The sequence below is a fragment of the Arthrobacter sp. MAHUQ-56 genome, assembly GCF_019710585.1.
Taxonomy (GTDB): domain Bacteria; phylum Actinomycetota; class Actinomycetes; order Actinomycetales; family Micrococcaceae; genus Arthrobacter.
Genome location: NZ_JAIFZQ010000021.1, coordinates 35,862 through 52,516, shown reverse-complemented (window position 1 = coordinate 52,516; position 16,655 = coordinate 35,862). Strand labels below are relative to the sequence as shown.

General features: G+C 65.7%; 17 protein-coding genes. 6 read left to right on the top strand and 11 right to left on the bottom strand.

The window, feature by feature from the left end:
• Window positions 1–17: 17 nt before the first annotated feature.
• The 5 genes from K4G53_RS17890 to K4G53_RS17870 are packed head-to-tail and all read right to left on the bottom strand — an operon-like array spanning window position 18 to window position 4,573.
• Window positions 18–863, bottom strand: coding sequence for a fumarylacetoacetate hydrolase family protein (locus tag K4G53_RS17890; protein ID WP_221387029.1), 846 nt, complete (start codon window positions 861–863; stop codon window positions 18–20).
• Window positions 864–901: 38 nt separating this feature from the next.
• Complete coding sequence (locus tag K4G53_RS17885; RefSeq protein ID WP_221387028.1) at window positions 902–1,870, bottom strand: aldo/keto reductase; 969 nt, start codon at window positions 1,868–1,870, stop codon at window positions 902–904.
• Between the two features lie 2 nt (window positions 1,871–1,872).
• Window positions 1,873–2,763 carry an amidohydrolase gene (locus K4G53_RS17880; protein ID WP_260323803.1) on the bottom strand — a complete coding sequence of 297 codons (891 nt, stop codon included), beginning with the start codon at window positions 2,761–2,763 and terminating at the stop codon, window positions 1,873–1,875.
• Complete coding sequence (locus tag K4G53_RS17875; protein WP_221387027.1) at window positions 2,763–3,191, bottom strand: RbsD/FucU family protein; 429 nt, start codon at window positions 3,189–3,191, stop codon at window positions 2,763–2,765. Before K4G53_RS17875 ends, K4G53_RS17880 begins: the two co-directional genes overlap by 1 nt.
• On the bottom strand, window positions 3,188–4,573 hold the full coding sequence (locus K4G53_RS17870) for an L-fuconate dehydratase (RefSeq protein WP_221387026.1): 1,386 nt from the start codon (window positions 4,571–4,573) through the stop codon (window positions 3,188–3,190). Before K4G53_RS17870 ends, K4G53_RS17875 begins: the two co-directional genes overlap by 4 nt.
• Before the next feature lie 183 nt (window positions 4,574–4,756).
• Here K4G53_RS17870 and K4G53_RS17865 point away from each other — a divergent pair, with 183 nt between their 5' ends.
• From K4G53_RS17865 to K4G53_RS17845, 5 genes are all read left to right on the top strand, one after another.
• The gene (locus K4G53_RS17865; RefSeq protein WP_221387025.1) at window positions 4,757–5,536 is read left to right on the top strand and encodes a FadR/GntR family transcriptional regulator; all 780 of its coding nucleotides are present in this window, start codon (window positions 4,757–4,759) and stop codon (window positions 5,534–5,536) included.
• 213 nt (window positions 5,537–5,749) lie between these two features.
• Window positions 5,750–7,003, top strand: a complete 1,254-nt coding sequence (locus K4G53_RS17860; RefSeq protein ID WP_308287921.1) for a sugar ABC transporter substrate-binding protein — start codon at window positions 5,750–5,752, stop codon at window positions 7,001–7,003.
• Window positions 7,004–7,060: 57 nt separating this feature from the next.
• On the top strand, window positions 7,061–7,981 hold the full coding sequence (locus K4G53_RS17855; protein WP_260323802.1) for a carbohydrate ABC transporter permease: 921 nt from the start codon (window positions 7,061–7,063) through the stop codon (window positions 7,979–7,981).
• Window positions 7,971–8,870 carry a carbohydrate ABC transporter permease gene (locus tag K4G53_RS17850; RefSeq protein ID WP_221387024.1) on the top strand — a complete coding sequence of 300 codons (900 nt, stop codon included), beginning with the start codon at window positions 7,971–7,973 and terminating at the stop codon, window positions 8,868–8,870. The genes K4G53_RS17855 and K4G53_RS17850 overlap by 11 nt, the downstream gene beginning before the upstream one ends.
• Window positions 8,871–8,925: 55 nt before the next feature.
• On the top strand, window positions 8,926–10,275 hold the full coding sequence (locus K4G53_RS17845) for an alpha-L-fucosidase (protein ID WP_221387023.1): 1,350 nt from the start codon (window positions 8,926–8,928) through the stop codon (window positions 10,273–10,275).
• Window positions 10,276–10,353: 78 nt separating this feature from the next.
• On the opposite strand, the gene K4G53_RS17840 is transcribed toward K4G53_RS17845, so the two are convergent.
• From K4G53_RS17840 to K4G53_RS17830, 3 genes are all read right to left on the bottom strand, one after another.
• Window positions 10,354–11,106 carry a metalloregulator ArsR/SmtB family transcription factor gene (locus K4G53_RS17840; protein ID WP_221387022.1) on the bottom strand — a complete coding sequence of 251 codons (753 nt, stop codon included), beginning with the start codon at window positions 11,104–11,106 and terminating at the stop codon, window positions 10,354–10,356.
• Between the two features lie 42 nt (window positions 11,107–11,148).
• Complete coding sequence (locus tag K4G53_RS17835; RefSeq protein WP_260323801.1) at window positions 11,149–12,378, bottom strand: mechanosensitive ion channel family protein; 1,230 nt, start codon at window positions 12,376–12,378, stop codon at window positions 11,149–11,151.
• 86 nt (window positions 12,379–12,464) lie between these two features.
• Entirely contained in the window at window positions 12,465–13,895 is a 1,431-nt protein-coding gene (locus tag K4G53_RS17830; RefSeq protein ID WP_221387021.1) for an FAD-binding oxidoreductase, read from the bottom strand.
• Between the two features lie 249 nt (window positions 13,896–14,144).
• Between K4G53_RS17830 and K4G53_RS17825 the strand changes: the two genes are divergently transcribed.
• The gene (locus K4G53_RS17825) at window positions 14,145–14,480 is read left to right on the top strand and encodes a cupin domain-containing protein (RefSeq protein ID WP_221387020.1); all 336 of its coding nucleotides are present in this window, start codon (window positions 14,145–14,147) and stop codon (window positions 14,478–14,480) included.
• A 21-nt stretch (window positions 14,481–14,501) separates the two neighbouring features.
• Here K4G53_RS17825 and K4G53_RS17820 read toward each other — a convergent pair whose 3' ends face one another.
• The 3 genes from K4G53_RS17820 to K4G53_RS17810 all read right to left on the bottom strand — a co-directional run bounded on the left by K4G53_RS17820 (window position 14,502) and on the right by K4G53_RS17810 (window position 16,592).
• Window positions 14,502–15,314: a hypothetical protein gene (locus K4G53_RS17820; protein ID WP_221387019.1), complete on the bottom strand. Its 813-nt coding sequence runs from the start codon at window positions 15,312–15,314 to the stop codon at window positions 14,502–14,504.
• Complete coding sequence (locus K4G53_RS17815; protein ID WP_221387018.1) at window positions 15,311–15,859, bottom strand: RNA polymerase sigma factor; 549 nt, start codon at window positions 15,857–15,859, stop codon at window positions 15,311–15,313. The genes K4G53_RS17820 and K4G53_RS17815 overlap by 4 nt, the downstream gene beginning before the upstream one ends.
• A gap of 91 nt (window positions 15,860–15,950) precedes the next feature.
• Window positions 15,951–16,592 carry a hypothetical protein gene (locus tag K4G53_RS17810; RefSeq protein WP_221387017.1) on the bottom strand — a complete coding sequence of 214 codons (642 nt, stop codon included), beginning with the start codon at window positions 16,590–16,592 and terminating at the stop codon, window positions 15,951–15,953.
• Window positions 16,593–16,655 lie beyond the last annotated feature (63 nt).

The following is a 16,655-nucleotide window of genomic DNA, read 5'->3' as shown; positions in this document are numbered from 1 at the left end:
TGTTTGTCCTCTCGTGGTTAGCCCTGGAAGAATTCCTGGCGCTGGCGGCCCAGTCCCGCCACTTCGATGTCGACGACGTCCCCGGCCTTCAGGTACGGGAAGCGCCCGGACAGGGCTACTCCCTCCGGGGTGCCGGTGCAGACCAGGTCACCCGGTTCAAGGACCAGGAACTGGCTCAGGTCATAGATCACCTGCTCCACACCGAAGATCAGGTCCCGGGTGCTGGAGTCCTGGCGGATTTCGCCGTTGACCCAGCTGCGCAGCCGAAGGTCCCCGGCATCCACCTCATCGGGGGTGACCAGGTACGGTCCGGTGGGACAAAATCCTGCACAGCTCTTTCCCTTGGACCATTGGCCGCCGGACACTTCCAGCTGGAACGTGCGCTCGGACAGGTCATTGACGGTGACGTAGCCGGCGATATAGTCCCGGGCCTGCGCAGGGGATTCCAGGTACGAGGCGCGCCGGCCGATGACCACGCCCAGTTCGACTTCCCAGTCGGTCTTCGTGGAACCACGCGGAATCGCCACGGCATCGAACGGGCCAGCCACGGTGTTGGGGGCCTTGTGGAAGATGATGGGCACGGTAGGGGGAGCAGACCCCGACTCGGCGGCGTGCGCGGCGTAGTTCATGCCCACACAGATCACGGAGGACGGCCTGGCGATCGGAGCGCCGATCCGGGCGCCGTCCACGGCGAGTTCCGCCAGTTCCCCCGCGGCCAGCGCCGCTGCCGCGCGGCCGGGACCGTCGGATTCCCAGAAATCGGCGTCGATGTCCCGGGCCACGTGTTCCAGGGAGTAGTACTTCTTCCCGTGCAGCAGGGCGGGGACTTCCTTGCCGGGGGCACCTATGCGTGCAAATTGCATTCGTTTCTTCTTTTCTTGGTTGTACGTGATTGTGCTTTTTAGGAGATCAGTCCGCGGTCCCGGAGGTCAGCCCACAGCTGGTCCGGGACGGCCTGCGAGGCCAGGTCCAGGTTTTGCTTCACCTGTGCCGGCGTCCGCATGCCAAGGACAACGCTGGTGACGGCGGGGTGCTGGTAGGGGAAGTGGAGGGCGGCGGCGGGCAGCGTGGTGCCGTGGGATTCGCAGACGTCTGCCAGCAGGTTGGCCCTGTCCAGCAGTTCCTGCGGGGCCGGGGCGTAGTTATAGGTGGCGTTGGCCGCGGGCCGCTCCTTGGACAGCAGGCCCGAATTGAAGACACCGACGTTCACCACGCCAACCCCGCGCTCCAGGCAGGCAGGAAGCAGGTCCTGTGCTGCACCCTGCTCAAGGAGCGTGTACCGGCCCGCGAGCATGACAACGTCGATGTCCGTTTCGGTGACGAACCTGTGGAGCATCCCGGATTGGTTCATGCCTGCGCCCCAGGCCCTGATGACCCCTTCGTCCCGCAGGGCGGACAGCGCCGGGGCGGCGCCCTCCACGGCCTCGGTCCAGTAGTCGTCAGGGTCGTGGATGTAGACGATGTCGATCCGGTCGGTCCCCAGCCGCTGCAGGCTTTCCTCGATGGAGCGCAGCACTCCGTCGCGGGAGTAGTCGCGGACCCGGATGAGGTCGTCCGGGACGTCGAAGCCCTCGGTGTCCTTGCCCTGCGGGGACGGGTTGGGGCGCAGGAGCCGCCCGATCTTCGTGCTGAGCACGTAACTGTCGCGGTCCTGCCCTGCGAGCGCGGCGCCCAGGCGGCGTTCCGAGAGCCCCAGCCCGTAGTGCGGGGCGGTATCGAAATAGCGGACGCCGCCCTCCCAGGCCGCGCTGACGGCGTCCACCGCCTCCTGCTCCGGGACCTGCCGGTAGAGGTTGCCGATGGGGGCCCCGCCGAAGCCGAGCACCGGCAGCAGGACGTCCGTGCCGGGGATGGTGCGGGTTTCTTGCATGATCAGTCCTTCTCCTGGTCGGGGGCCTGTCCTGGCTCTTCCGTGAGCTGGTAGACGCGGGCTGCCGTCCGGTGCGTGACGCTGGCGCGCTCGCCGTCGGAAGCACCTGCCATCGACTCTTCCACAATGGTGATCCAGTCCTGGTAAGCGGCAGGGCTTGTCACCGAGACGGGAAAGTCGCTGCCGATCATGCAGCGCTCCGCACCGAAAAGCCGCAGTGTTTCCTGGATGACGGGCTGTGCCTGAGGCGCCAGCGGACGCTGCGGGTCGGCTTCGGCGCCGGCCCCGGAAATCTTGACGGTGACGTTGGGGCGCCCGGCCAGTTCGCGCATCCCCCTGCTCCAAGCCGCCAAGTCGCCACTGGCCAGAGGGGGCTTGCCCATGTGGTCCAACACAATCAGCAGTTCAGGGACGCGGCAGGCAAATTCCGCCAGGGCGCCGAGCTGTCCGGCACGGATGCACGCATCGAATACCAGCCCGGACGCCGCCACCTGCCGTGCACCGGCCAGCGTCTTGGGGTCCACCATGAATGATGCGTCCCGGTCCTGGAACAGCTGCCTGACGCCCCGTACCAGGGGGCGTTCCAGCAGCTGGTCCAGGTCCTCCGCTACCGCGTCACCGCGGCTGATGGGGGCGAAGGCCACAATCCCCGCCAGCTGCGGCCAGCCAGCGTGCAGGCCCGATACCCAGTCCACTTCCTGCAGGGCCTGGTCATTACGGCAGTCGGCCTGGACAAAAACGGCAGCACGGGTGTTTGCCCCGGTGTGCGGGAGGTCTTGGGGAAGGAACGGCTTGTTCAGGGTGGGCGCATCCTCCAGCCAGGTGTAGTCGAGCCCGGCGGGATCCCAGACGTGGACGTGCGAATCGATGACCCGCAATGAAGGCGCCCTCATCACGACGTCCCATCGGGCCGGACACCGATCGTCAGCAGGAGGTTCGCATAGTGCCGGGTGTCCCCGCTGGCAATGACGACGGCGACATTCGGCGAGCGTGCGGCGTCGTAGAAGTCGAAGCGCTGGTGGGAGGTGATGGGCACCTTCGTGCCCAGGGCGCGTTCGTAGCCCTTGACGGCGTCCGTCCAGTTACCGTCCGGCGGAGTCATCACCTCCGCCGCCTCCAGCGGGACGGCGTCGATGAGCACCTCAAGGATCTGGTCGATGGTCAGCAGGCCGGGCCGCAGGTTCAGGGCAATCCGGCGGGCGGACGCGGGTGCACCGGTGTTGTGCGGGTAGTTGGCGTCAGCAACCAGGATTTGGGAGCCGTGGCCTGACTCGGCAAGCGCAGCCAAAAGGCCCGGATGGGTGAGGGTGTAATTGATCATGCCTCCACCTGCCGCCGAGCGCTCGCAAAAGCGACCCGGCCTGCTTCGTTGCCGGCCCGCCAGGCCTGTTCAGCCCGGCCGGGGTCGGTTCCTGCCCAGTAGCTCCCGTAGGGGAAGGCGTATTCCTGCAGCGTCTGCTCTTTCAGTTCGGCTGAGTACCCCGGGTTTGCCGGCATGACATAGGCGCCGTCCCTGATGATGCACGGGTCCACGAAGTGTTCGTGCAGGTGGTCCACGAACTCCGTGACGCGTCCGGTGAGGTCTCCCGAGACGGCGATGAAGTCGAAGATGGACAGGTGCTGGACCAGTTCGCACAGCCCCACCCCGCCGGCGTGGGGGCAGACGGGGATGCCAAACTTGGCGGCCATCAGCTGGACGGCGAGTACTTCGTTGACGCTGGCCAGTCGGCAGGCATCCAGCTGGCAGTAGTCGATGGCCCCGGCCTGGAAAAGTTGCTTGAAGAGGACTCGGTTCATGCCGTGTTCGCCCGTGGCTACTCCGATCGGCTGGACCGCCCGGCGGATTTCAGCGTGGCCGAGGATATCGTCCGGGCTGGTGGGTTCCTCGATCCATAGGGGGTTGAACTCGGAAAGCTGCTTGACCCAGTCGATGGCCTGGGGGACATCCCATACCTGGTTTGCGTCGATCATGAGGTTGCCGGCAGGGCCGATGACTTCACGCGCGATGCCGAGGCGGCGGATGTCGTCCTCCAGGGAAGCGCCCACTTTCAGCTTGATGTGGCGGTAGCCCTGGTCCACCGCCTCCTGGCAAAGCCGCCGGAGCTTCTCGTCCGAGTACCCCAGCCAACCTGCCGAGGTGGTGTAGCACGGGTAACCGGTTTGGGCCAGCTGCCGGATGCGCTCCTCCCGGCTCGGTGCCAGGCGTGCCAACAGGCCCAGTGCCTCGTCGCGGGTAAGGGCATCCGAGAGATAGGTCAGGTCGGCCGCGTCAACAATCTGCTCCGGGGTCATGTCCACCAGGAGGCGCCACAAGGGTTTACCCGCGGTCCTCGCTGCGAGGTCCCACACTGCATTCATCACAGCCCCGAGGGCGAGGTGCTCCACCCCCTTGTCCGGCCCGAGCCAGCGCAGCTGGGAATCGCGCTTCAGGTCCCTGTACGTCTCCCCGAGGTTCCGGCCGATGGAGTCCGTATCCTGTCCGATCAGGGGACGGGCCCGCAATTCCATGGCCGCGGCGCAGACTTCATTGCCGCGGCCAATGGTGAAGGTAAACCCGCAGCCGTACACGGCCGGGTCATCGGTCCTCAGCACTATGTAGGCGGCAGAATAGTCCCCGTTCTTATTCATGGCATCCGAGCCATCCGCGGACAGCGAGGTGGGAAACCGCACGTCAAATACGTCAAAACCGGTGATGCGTGGCATCGTGAGCCCTCCAGATTCAGGCTATGAAGATGACACTCAGCAACGATGCCAGCGTCATCTGATGTATTTGGAAGTATTTGATGAGAATATAGGAGCAGGATGCATTTTCCAAGCAATACATCAGATGAAAGTGGATTTCCCTGATGGGAAGCTGCTTATGAAACACAATGAAGGGCGGCAGCTATGACGAGCGGCGCAACCAATGGTTCGATGTCCCAGACCGACGTGGTGATCACGGGCGTCAAGCGGATGCTGTCCTCCCGTCGGCTTCGGCCGGGCGACCGGCTACCCGTCGAGAAGGACCTCGCCGCAGAGCTGCAGGTATCGCGCGGCTCGCTCCGCGAGGGTGTACGCGCACTCTCTACCATGGGCATCCTGGAAACCAAGCAAGGTGCCGGAACCTTCGTGACCCGGCTGGAACCCTCGGCCCTCCTGTCTGCCATGGAATTCTGGGTGGGGCTCCAGGACGGGGAGCGGGCAAACCAGGTGCACACTGTCCGCAGGGCCTTGGAGACAGAGGCGGCTGCCGCTGCGGCGATCTGCATCGGGAAAGACCAGCTGGATCAGGCTGAACGCATCCTGGAGCGCGCCCATTCCGCAATCCACGCGGCACCGGTCCAGCATGAAGCGGCGATGCAGTGCGACGTGGAATTTCACCGGTTGATCGCGGAGGCATCTGCCAACCATGTGCTGTCCGCGTTGATCGAGACGGTGTCCACCAACACCATCCGGGGACGGATGTGGCGGTCCATCCACGACAGTGAGGGCCTGCTGGCCACGCACCGCGAACACCTCGGCATCCTGGAAGCCCTGCGCCGGCATGATGTGGACCGCGCCCGGACGCGGATGGCCAACCACCTGTACGCGGTGGAGGATTATGTCACTGCCATCCCCGAACCGGACCTTGCGGGAGAGGTGCGGGATACCGAGGCGGTCCTCAGTGATGAGGAAAGCGCATCGTAGGGCTATTCGTCTGATCTTGTCATCAAAAAACCTGTGAAAGTCGCGATTCGTTGGCATTCCAGTTCAGATTTTCGATAAAAGATCAGATGATTCCTTGACTTACTGAGATGGCCCGGGTCATTCTGTTGGAACGAGGGTTGCGCACATCACACCAGGCAGGCCACGAGGACGTCGCCGGGCAGCCCTTGTCCCCAGCTATGAAAGGACATCATCGTGTCGAACAAACGCGTTACCGGCCGCCTGCTGACAGCGGCAGCGGCGGCAGCCCTCGCGGCGGGCACCTTGAGTGCCTGCGGTTCAAGCGCAGGTTCATCATCCGACGGGGGCAAGGAAGCCTCCTCGATGTACACATGGATCAGCAATGAAAACGACCGGGCACAATGGCAGGCCTTCGTCGACGCGGCCAAGAAGAAAGACCCCGCGTTCGACCTCACGCTCGAGGGCCCCAGCTTCAACGACTACTGGACCAAAGTGAAGACGCGGTTGTCCAGTTCCGGTGCGCCGTGCATCATCACCACCCAGGCAGCCCGTGCGCAGGAGCTCAAGGACCTGACGGTGCCGCTTGACGACATGGTCAAGAGCAACAACGTTGACGTGTCCATGTACAACAAGGCGATGATTGACGGCTTGACGGTGGACGGAAGCCTCCGCGGCATCCCGTACGACGCCGAGCCGGTAGTCCTCTACTACAACAAGGACCTCCTGTCCGCAGCAGGAGTGAAGGAACCAACGCTCAATTACACCACCGCCCAGTTCACGTCCGACCTGAAGGCGCTGACGAAGGATGGCGTCACGGGCCTGGCCGTTCCGCCGGGCTTCGGCGCCGGCCCAGGCTTGCCATTGGCCTTTGCCAACGGCAACGAACCGGTCAAGGACGGGAAGCTGGACCTGACCAACCAGGGTCTCGTGCAGGACCAGCAGTTCGCTTTTGACCTGGCCGCCAAGGAAAAGGTGGCGGCGCCTCCGCAGGCGTCGGACGGCAGCGATGTTCCCGAGCAGCAGTTCATGAGCGGCAAGGCGGCCATGATCATCGACGGCCCCTGGATGTACGACACGCTGACCACGAAGACGCAGGGCAAGGTGGGTATCGCCGTCGTTCCTTCGACCTCGGGGCAAAGCATCGGAATGATCCAAGGCTCCGCATTCGCCATCGCGGCGTCCTGCAAGGACAAGGAAACGGCCTTCAAGAACATCATGAAGATTACGACGCCCGAGGTGGTCGGAGCCGTCGGGGCAGCACGCGGGACGGTACCGTCCGTGGAATCCGCGATCAAGGACTGGGCCGGAAACAAGCCCGCGGCCGACGTCGCAGTGGTCGAAGCGCTGCTGAAGTCGGGCCGGCCTTTGGTGACGACGCCCACCTGGAACCAGGTGGAAACGAACTTCACGCAGTACTCCGGCGACGGGTTCCGCGGCAGCAAGTCAGCCCAGGAAATCCTCTCCACCATCGCCAACTCAGCCAAGTAATCCTCCGGGGGCGGGCTCCATTCCCGGAGCCTGCCCCGCTCAAGGAATAGGTCAACGATGACTGCTATACCGACGCTCGCCGTGAAAAACGCAAAGAAGCCGGCCAGGGTTACCGGCCACGGGAAGCTCGCCGCTGTGTACCTTGCCCCCGGCATGCTGGGGTTCCTCATCTTCATCGTGGTTCCGCTCATCGCCTCCCTGGTGATCAGCCTGTTCGACTGGCCCCTGTTCGGTACCCCCAAATTCGTCGGACTGGAAAACTACACCCGCATGCTGGCAGGGGACCCGGTCTTTTGGACGGTCCTGGGCAACACGTTGTTCTTCGCTGTCTGCTACACCGTGCTGAATCTCGTCCTGGCGCTGGGGGTATCTACGTGGCTGCACAGCCTGGGGAGCTGGGGCCCGTTCTTCCGGGTCCTGTTCTTCATCCCGGTTGTCACGCCGATGGTTGCCAACGCGCTGGTATGGCGGCTCATGCTTACCGATGACGGCGTCGTCAACAGCTTCCTGGCCAACTTCGGCATCCACGGACCGTCCTGGCTCAGCAACAGCCAGTTGGCCATGGGCTCGCTGATCGCCATGTCCCTCTGGCAGGGAATCGGCTACAACATCATCGTCCTCGGCGCGGGGCTCAACGGGATTTCACCTAACCTGCTGGAAGCGGCGCGTATTGACGGTGCCGGGGCATGGCAACGGTTCTTCCGCGTGGTGCTGCCGATGCTGTCGCCGTCGCTTTTCTTCTGCACGGTGATGACCATCATCGGAGCCTTCAAAGTCTTCACCCAGCCATACCTGCTCACACTGGGCGGGCCCGGTGAATCAACCAACACCATCGTGCTCTACCTGTACCGCAACGGATTCTCCTTCGACAAGCTTGGCTATGCCTCGGCGCTGGCATGGGCGCTGTTTGTGATCGTCATGCTTATCACCGCACTGCAGTTCTCCCAGCAGAAGAGGCTGGTCAACTATGACAACTGAAACGATGGCCAAAGGTGCCACCCCGAACATCGGCACCTTGAAAAGCCAACCCCCTGCGCGTCGCAGGAAGAAGCGGCCGGGAACCTACATCAGCAGGGCAGCCATTATCCTTGCAGGCCTCATTTTCTTCTTCCCGTTCCTCTGGATGGTGGCCACATCCCTGAAGCCGACTTCCGAGGTCTTCTCCACGGGTTCCAACTTCCTGGCTTCCCGCGTGGAGTGGTCCAACTACGTGACCGCCTGGACTGCCATACCGTTCGCGCAGGTGATCGCCAACAGCTTCCTGGTGTCCATTGCCGGGGCAGCCCTGACCACCGTGGTGTCGCTGCTGTCCGCCTATGCCTTCGCGCGGCTGCAGTTCAAGCACCGCGACAAGCTGTTCCTTGTATTCCTGGGCACCTTGGTGCTGCCGCAGGAGGTGCTGGTCATCCCGCTGTACATCATGATGAACAAGCTGGACCAGGTGAATTCCCTTCCGGCGCTTATCGTTCCGTTCGCGTTCGGTGCGTTCGGTGCGTTCCTCATCCGGCAGTTCCTGCTTTCCCTACCGGTCGAATTCGAAGAAGCCGCGCGGATAGACGGTGCCGGGTCCCTCCGGATCCTGTGGAGCGTCATCCTGCCACTGGTCCGCGCGCCGCTCGCAGTGGTGGCTGTGTTCAGCTTCATCGATTACTGGAGCAGCTTCCTGTGGCCTCTGATCGTCATCAATGACGTCTCCCGGGCCACGATCCCGCTTGGCCTGTCCATGTTCTCCGGCGAACGCGGAACGGACTGGGGGCCCTTGATGGCCGCCGCAACCGTAGCCGTGATCCCCAGCCTGTTGGTCGTGATCCTCCTGCAGCGCCAGCTGGTCAAAGGCGTCAGCATGGGAGGATTCGGCGGCCGCTGAACAACCACCCTGACCCCAGGTTCCCAGAATCACCTATCTGAAATTGGAGTACAGCATGACTGACAGCACAGCCACGCCTGAAGACTGGAACAAGTTGTCCCGGCCCTTGCCGGAGTGGTTCCAGAACGCGCCGTTCGGCATCTTTATCCACTGGGGCGCCTACTCCGTTCCCGCCTGGGCTGAACCCATTGGCGCCCTGGGCACCATCGAGGACCGCGAGTGGTTCACCCACAACCCCTACGCGGAGTGGTACTACAACACCATCCGCATCGACGGCAGCCCTGCCCAGCAGCACCACCGGGACGTGTACGGTGGCGAGGACTATGACGCCTTCCTGGACCAGTGGAAGGCCGAGCAGTTTGATCCTGCGGACTGGGTGGAGCTGTTCAAATTTGCCGGCGCCGACTACGTGGTGCCCACCACGAAGCACCATGACGGCATCGCCCTGTGGGACGCCCCGGGAACGGGGGAGCGGAACACGGTCCGCCGTGGCCCGCGCAAGGACCTGATCGGCGAAATCGCCCGGGCCGTGGAGGACAACGGGCTGAAGCTGGGCCTTTACTACTCAGGCGGCCTGGACTGGCATGAGCGTCCCTTTCCGCCGCACATCACCAGTGAAAGCGTCCATGACACCTCCCGGCCCAAGGACGCCGGTTACGCGGAGTATGCGTACAACCACGTGGCTGATCTGGTGGACAAGTACCGGCCCCACGTCCTGTGGAATGACATTGAATGGCCCGACGCCGGCAAGCACTTCGGTGAGCATGGGCTCGGCACCCTGTTCGAACGTTTCTACGCGGCTGTTCCGGACGGCGTGGTGAACGACCGCTGGGGTGACACCCACCAGGACTACGCCACCAGCGAGTACGAAGCCGCCAGGGAGAACGAGTCCGAATCCGAGTGGGAGAATTGCAGGGGCATCGGATTCTCCTTCGGCTACAACCAGGTGGAAGGCCCGGAGCAGTCGCTCACCGGCCAGGAGCTGGCGCGCCACCTGGCCGACGTTGTCTCCCGGGGCGGCCATTTCCTGCTCAACGTTGGCCCGAGGGCTGACGGCACCATCCCGGAGATCCAGCGGCAGGCCCTGACCGGGCTGGGCCACTGGATGGCAACCGCCAAGCAGTTCCTGGTGGGCGGGCGGCCGCTTCAGGCTGGCCCGGCGGCAGGCAGTGACGGGGACAGCTGGGTCCGCTGGCTGGACCGGGGGTCCGAAGTCGTCGCCTTCGTTGACTCGCTTGGCGGTAAGAGCGAGGCCATGGTGACGCTGGACGCGGACGCGTTCTCCCTGGCGCAGGCGTCCGTGGAGGGCGGCGGCGGAACCGTGGAGGCCTCCGGCGATGCGCTCACGGTGACGCTGTCACCCGACCGTCCCGGTCCAGCCATCGTGCGCATTCCCCGGGCGTAGGCCCCGGGGTGCCTCCACGCCAGCACCACCACGACGGCGGCCGTCCCAACCAAGGGGACGGCCGCCGTTGTCGACGTTTTACGTGTACATCAGCGACCCGGGCGTGGTGAGTTTTTCGCCGGTCTCCAGCCAGGTCTTCAGGCCGGAGAGGATCATCGGCCAGCCGCCGTAAAGCTGCTCGTTGGCGCCCTCGCGCAGGTCGCTGTGCGTGACGGTGAGATGGCAGGAATCGCCCACCGGTTCGATCTCCCAGGTGACCTTCGAGGTGCCCTCGGCCTTGACGTCTTCACCCCAGAGGGCCCGCATGGTCTGGACCAGGCGGCGCGGCGGATCCACCTCCAGGTTCTCGCCCTCGCCCAGCGGTGCACCCGCCCGGGGGTTGTTCATCACGAACCGGCCGCCCGGGGACCAGTCTGCCTCGATGGTGTTCCCGAACTGGTAGTTGCTGCGGATGGTGCTGTCCGTGATGGCTTCCCAGAGCCGTTCCGGCGTGGTCTTGATGTAAATCTCGAAGATCTTTTCCATGGGACTTTCCAATCTGGATTTGAGGTCGCTGAGGGCAGCGGCCCATGGTTCTGCGTATTTGCTGACCCACCGGTCGTGGACCAGCCGGATGGGCACCGGGTTCAGGAAGTGCAGCTTTTCCCGGCCGCGGCGCCGGGTGACCACCAGGCCTGCGTCCTCCAGGATGCGGAGGTGCTTGGCGATCCCGAACCGGCTCATGTCGAACCGTGCCTCAAGGGCGCTCAGCGACTGGCCGTCCTCGCGGAACAGCTCGTCGAGCAGGTCCCGGCGGGTGGGGTCGGAGAGTGCCTTGAACACGTCGTCCATGACCCCCATAATAGGTGACCATATGGTCACCTATCAAGGGTTTCAGTTGCGGGAAGCCAGGCTGCGGTCCCGTTCCTCGAAGACTTCGTCACCGGGCCCGGTGAAGGCCCGGGACCGCTCCACCGCTTCAATCGAGCCGGTGAACAGCTGCGATTCGTGCGGGTCCGCCGGGGGACGCGCACCGCCCGCCGAGGGCGCACCCAGCCCGTGCAGTGGTGCGCTGCGCCGGGCGGCCGCGCCGTCGTGCGCCTGTTCCCAGCGCTGGTGCGGCAGCGCTTCCGGGTGCCCCTGCTGCAGGAAGGTGACCATGGTTTCACGGACCAGGCAGCGCAGGTCGAAGAGCGCGGCACTGTCCGCCGCGCTGACCAGGATCCGGACGCGGACGAAACCGCCCGTGGCGTCGGTGATCTGCAGGACGCCCACCCGCTCGTCCCACAGTTCGGTGCCCGCCAGGACGCGGCGCAGTTCGGTGCGCATGTCCTCCACGGGCGCGCGCCAGTCCAGATCGAACTCCACGGTGCCCATCACCTCGGACTGGCGTCGGGTCCAGTTCTCGAACGGGGTGGTGGTGAAGTAGGTGGACGGCAGGATCAGCCGGCGGTCGTCCCAAAGATGCACCACCACGTAGGTCAGCGTGATCTCCTCGATCCGGCCCCACTCCTTCTGGACCACCACCACGTCGTCCACGCGGATGGCATCGGTGAACGCAAGCTGCATGCCGGCAAAGACGTTCACCAGCGAGGTCTGGGCAGCCAGGCCGGCAACAATGGAAATCACGCCGGCGGACGCGAGCAGCCCGGTGCCCAGGGCCTGGATCGCGGGGAAGGTCAGCATGGCGGTGCCCACGGCAAGCACGACCACCAGTGCCACGGCGATCCGCCGGGCCAGGATCATCTGCGTGCGCAGCCGGCGTGCCCTCCGGTTGTCCGCCACATCCACGCTGTGCCGCTTCAGCACCACGGCCTCAAGGATGAGCAGCACCGCAATGGCCAGCCAGGCGAAGGCACCGATGAGGGCTATCAGGAGGAAGTGGTCGACGGCGCCGTGCCAGCTTTCGCCGGCGGCCGTCATTCCCAGCGCGGCACGGACGCCCACCAGGCACAGTGCCAGCCGCAGCGGTTGGCGGGCCACCCGGGAGGTGGCCTGCAGTTCGGGTCGTTTCCGGTTCAGCCGCAGGACAATCTTGCGCAGCAGCCAGGACAGGGTGAGTCCGGCCACCACGGCCAGGGCCATGGCGATAAGGGGCAGTGCTGGGTTCAGGACGTCTTGCATCCTTTAACGTCTATCAACTGCGGCCGGAGGGGCTGAAATTGGGGGCGGGGCGCTGGGATGTCTGACCGGTCCCGGAACAGTGCCTGCTAGGGGTTGGCCGAAGGCTGGCGTGGCGCGATGTTGTGGTTGCGGCTGAAGAGGTTGTCGGGATCGTACCGCTGCTTGAGGTCCAGGAGACGCCCGTACTTCTCCGGCCCGTAGGTCAGGGGCACCGCATTGGGGTCCTGCCGGGCTTCGCTGCCCAGGAAGTTAAGGTACTCGCCCGTTTCGGCGAAGGGCTGCATCCGTGCATGCGCTGTGCGGGCAAATTCGCTAAGGCGCAGGTCGTCCTCTGCCGAAGCCCAGAACCCGTAGACGTTCAGCAGGTAGCGTGCGGAGCGGCTGGGGTAGGCGGTCGATTCTTCCGGAACCCGCGCGAAGGCTCCCCCCAGCAGGTGGATATCGATTCCGGTGCCCTGCCACCGCACCTCGGAGGCGAACCCGGTCAGCACGTCGATGACCTCCCCGTCGAGGCGGGAAAAGGAGACGTTCTTCCAGTAGCCCCTCGATCCGGTGGGAAAAAGGCTGTCCATGGCGCTCTGCCATTCAACCCAGGAAACCGGGCCCACCTCCTCCTGGTCCGGCGGGGCAAGTGTGCGCAGCTGGTCGATCAGAGCCAGTCCGGGCCGGTGGTCCGCGCCCGCCCACGCACAGGCGAGGATGAGCCAGGGGTCACTTCCCATCCCGAACTCCGGCGGCAGGACCAGGAAGCTGGTGATGGGGTTCATCTCGTCAGGCAGGTCCCGGCTCCACCGCTCAAAGCCGGCCAGCGCGGTTGTCCAGTGGTCCGGCCGGTAAAAGAGGTTTCCGCCGAGTACGGGCTGGGGCAACTGACGGGCCCGGAAGGTGAAGGAGGACACAACACCGAAGTTGCCGCCGCCTCCGCGCAGCCCCCAAAACAGATCCGGATTCTCCCCGCCGCTGGCCTGCAGCTGCTCACCGGAGGCCGTGACTACAGTGGCGGAGTCCAGGTTGTCCAGCGTCAGTCCGTTACTGCGGGTCAGCCAGCCAACGCCGCCGCCAAGGGTAAGGCCCGCGACCCCGGTGGCACTGATGACGCCCAGAGGGACTGCCAGGCCGTGCTCCGTGGTGGCCCCGTCCACGTCGGCCAGCGTTGCGCCCGGTTCCACGGTTACCAGATTTCGTTCCGTATCCACGGCGACCTTCCGGAGCTGGCTCAGGTCCAGGACCAGGCCGCCCTCCACGCTGCCGTGCCCGGCCACGTTGTGGCCCCCGCCGCGCACCGCCAGCGGCAGGCCGGTACTGCGTGCTGCGGCCAGGACCGGGGGGATGTCCGCAGTTGAGCCGGCACGTGCAACGGCCCTTGGCCGCAGGTCATGCATCCCGTTCCAGATGCGCCGGGCCCCGTCATATCCTGCGTCGCCCGGTTCGAGCACGCTGCCTGCGATCCGGGTCCGCAGGTCTTCCAGTTCCCTGGCCACCCGGCGTTCCGGCTCGCCACGCTCCAATGAACCCATGATCCGACCTCGCCAGGGGTGCTGGATCTCCGTCGATCCAGGCGGTTGAAAAACGAAAAAGTGCGCCTCGAAGCGGCGCGACAGGCTACGGCAGTCCAAGTATCCGGCCGGGTACCGAGGAGGTCAAGATGCACGGGTCCCCTCAACGAGGTGAGGGCCCCGGCTTCTGCAGGAGGAGGGCCGCAAGGGCCGGAACCGTGGCGGCGGGGGTGGCTCCCTTGCGGGAAGAACGCGGGTAGCCTTGGGCGCATGCAGAAGATATCGATCGAAGCACTGGCCCGGCAGCAGCTTGAGGCTGCGATCGGCTCCACTAACGGGCGTGCGGCGGACACCGTGTACGGCGGCCACGAGAAGGTCCTCCGCCAGACGGTGATGGCCATGACCGCCGGGACCCGGTTGAGTGAGCACCAGAACCCGGGCGATGCCACGGTCTTTGTGATCCAGGGCTGCGTCAACCTGCGGGCAGGCACGGAGTCCTGGCAGGGCAAGCCCGGAGACCTGCTGATCGTCCCGCCCGGCCTGCACAGCCTGGACGCCGAGGAGGACTCCACCTTCCTGTTCACGGTGGCCAAGCACCGCGACTGACCACTGCTTCCGGAGCGCGGGTCAGCGCGACGGGTTGGTTTTGTCCCCCGGTTCGTCGGGTTGTTCGCTGGGCTGGCCGACGGGCTGGCCGGTGGGCTGGTCCCCGCCCGGCACCGCGCCGTTTCCGTTCCTGCCGGGACGGGCATCGGGTTCGACCTCCGCCGCCTGGCTGGCCGCTGGAGGCTCCGCCGGCTCGCGCGAGTCCTTGGCCGGGACGGCAGGATTGGCGTGCTCGTTCTGGCCCTCCGCCCGGGTGGCCGGGCCCTCCATCCCGGGGCCCGGGTGGAACGTCGCCATATGCTCTGCTGGACCGCTGATCTCCCCGGGTTCCGGGACGGCAGGATCAGCAGCGGGAGAAGCAGCCGGAACACCGGCGGGCAAGGTTTCGGGGGAGACAGGCACGACGGCGGGCGCCGGGGTGGATGCCCCTGGCCCCGGTGCGGGGGCAGCGGGAGTCAGCGGCGCCGGAGGCGAGAACGACCGGAGAATGCCTTTCACGGTCCCCTCTGCTCCGCGCCGCAGGTCCTCATTTCCGGCGGCTGCCCCGCCTGCGACGCCGAGCGAGGCAGCGACGCCCAGGGCGGTGAAGACAAAGCGCCTGTTCCGCCGGGGCCGGCCGGGGTCCAGCCGGGCTACTGTCCCGGAAGGGGAGGCCAGGAGAGCGGCGACTTCCTCCGACGGCGCCGGAACCTCATCTGTCCGCAGGCTTCGCAGCTGCAGCAGCAGGTCCCGCAGCGCTGCATCGTCCCCGCAGCCGGCTTCGGCAAGCAGCGCGTCCACCGCACGCTGGTCATCCAGCCGGTGCTGCTGCCGTGCATGGTTGTCGCCCGTCATGACTGGTCCTCTCTCCGTGAGGGGATGAGCTTGCGCAGCCGGCACAGTGCCCGGCGCTGCAGTTGCTTGATGGCCCCGGGGCTTTTGCCCATGATCTCCGCCGTGGCCTCGACAGACAGGTCGGCAACAACCCTCAGGGCAATAACCTCCTGCTGGTCGCGCTGCAGGGTGCTCAGCAATGAGGTGACGCTGGCCGAGCTTTCAACCGCCAGTAACTGGTCCTCTGCGGAGTCGCTGCAGCGGGAGTCCGCGGCGGGATCGTAACCGGTGGTCGGCGGGGCCTTGAGCCGGCGCCGGTGCTCGTCCACGTAACGGGCATGCGCAACGGAAAAGGCCAAGGACTTTGCCCCCTTCATCCCGCCGGACAGGTCGCCGAGCTTCGGGTAGAGGGCCAGGAAGACTTCCTGGGTGAGTCCTTCCGGATCCTCGACGCCGCGTGAGCGAAGGTAGCTGAGCACGCCGGGGGAGAGCTCACGGTAGACGGCGGAAAAGTAGCCGTCGTCGGTTTGCCCGGGCCGCTCCGCCTCGTGCCTTGTCCCTTGCATCCGCCCCCCTGCGGCAGATCCGGTTGCCCGGTTTGTGGCTGCCATGCCGGGACGTCCAGGCCGTCCCGGCACGGCAGTGCTTGCTGACAGGCTACCGCCGTCCGCCGCCGGAGTGCTGGGCTGCGTTGCCGCCCTGCTGTCCGGCCGCCCCGTTGTTGGCGGGGGCAGCGTGGCGCTCCGGCGCCTGCTGCTGCTGGACCTGGTCTTGCTCCGAGCCGGCCGGCTCGTCGTCCCGGTCCCCGGGAGCGGCCACGGTACCGCAGTAGGCGTCGATTCCGCTCTCGCCGCCGGCTGCGTCAGCGAGGGCGGCGTAGGCTACCGACGTGGTGCTCAACCCGCCATTGGCGAAGGCGTTGCAGAGGCCGACGGCGGCCGGTCCCGTGGCGTCCGGCCCTGCCGCCGTGGAGGTGGGCGCCGGGTCCGCGGTTTCGGTGGGGACGGGCTCGGGGGCCTCGGTTTCCGTTTCGGTCGGAGCAGGCTCCGGAGCCTCAGTCTCGGTCTCCGTAGGGGTGGGATCCGGTGACTCGGTTTCCGTTGCCGTAGGGCTGGGATCCGGCGATTCGGTTTCCGTTGCCGTGGGGCTGGGCGACGGTGACTCCGTCTCCGCGAGTACCGACGGGCTGTCCGGCAGCGACTCCGCCATGGCGGCCACCCCGGTTCCGCCTACCGCCAGGGCGCCTGCTGCGAGCACGGTCATTGCGAGCTTGTTGCCTGAAAAGGTAAAGAAAGCCATGAGACCCTCCGTTGACGAATTTTATGGATTGCGATCAACTTCGCGGGATGTCCCCGCACTTAA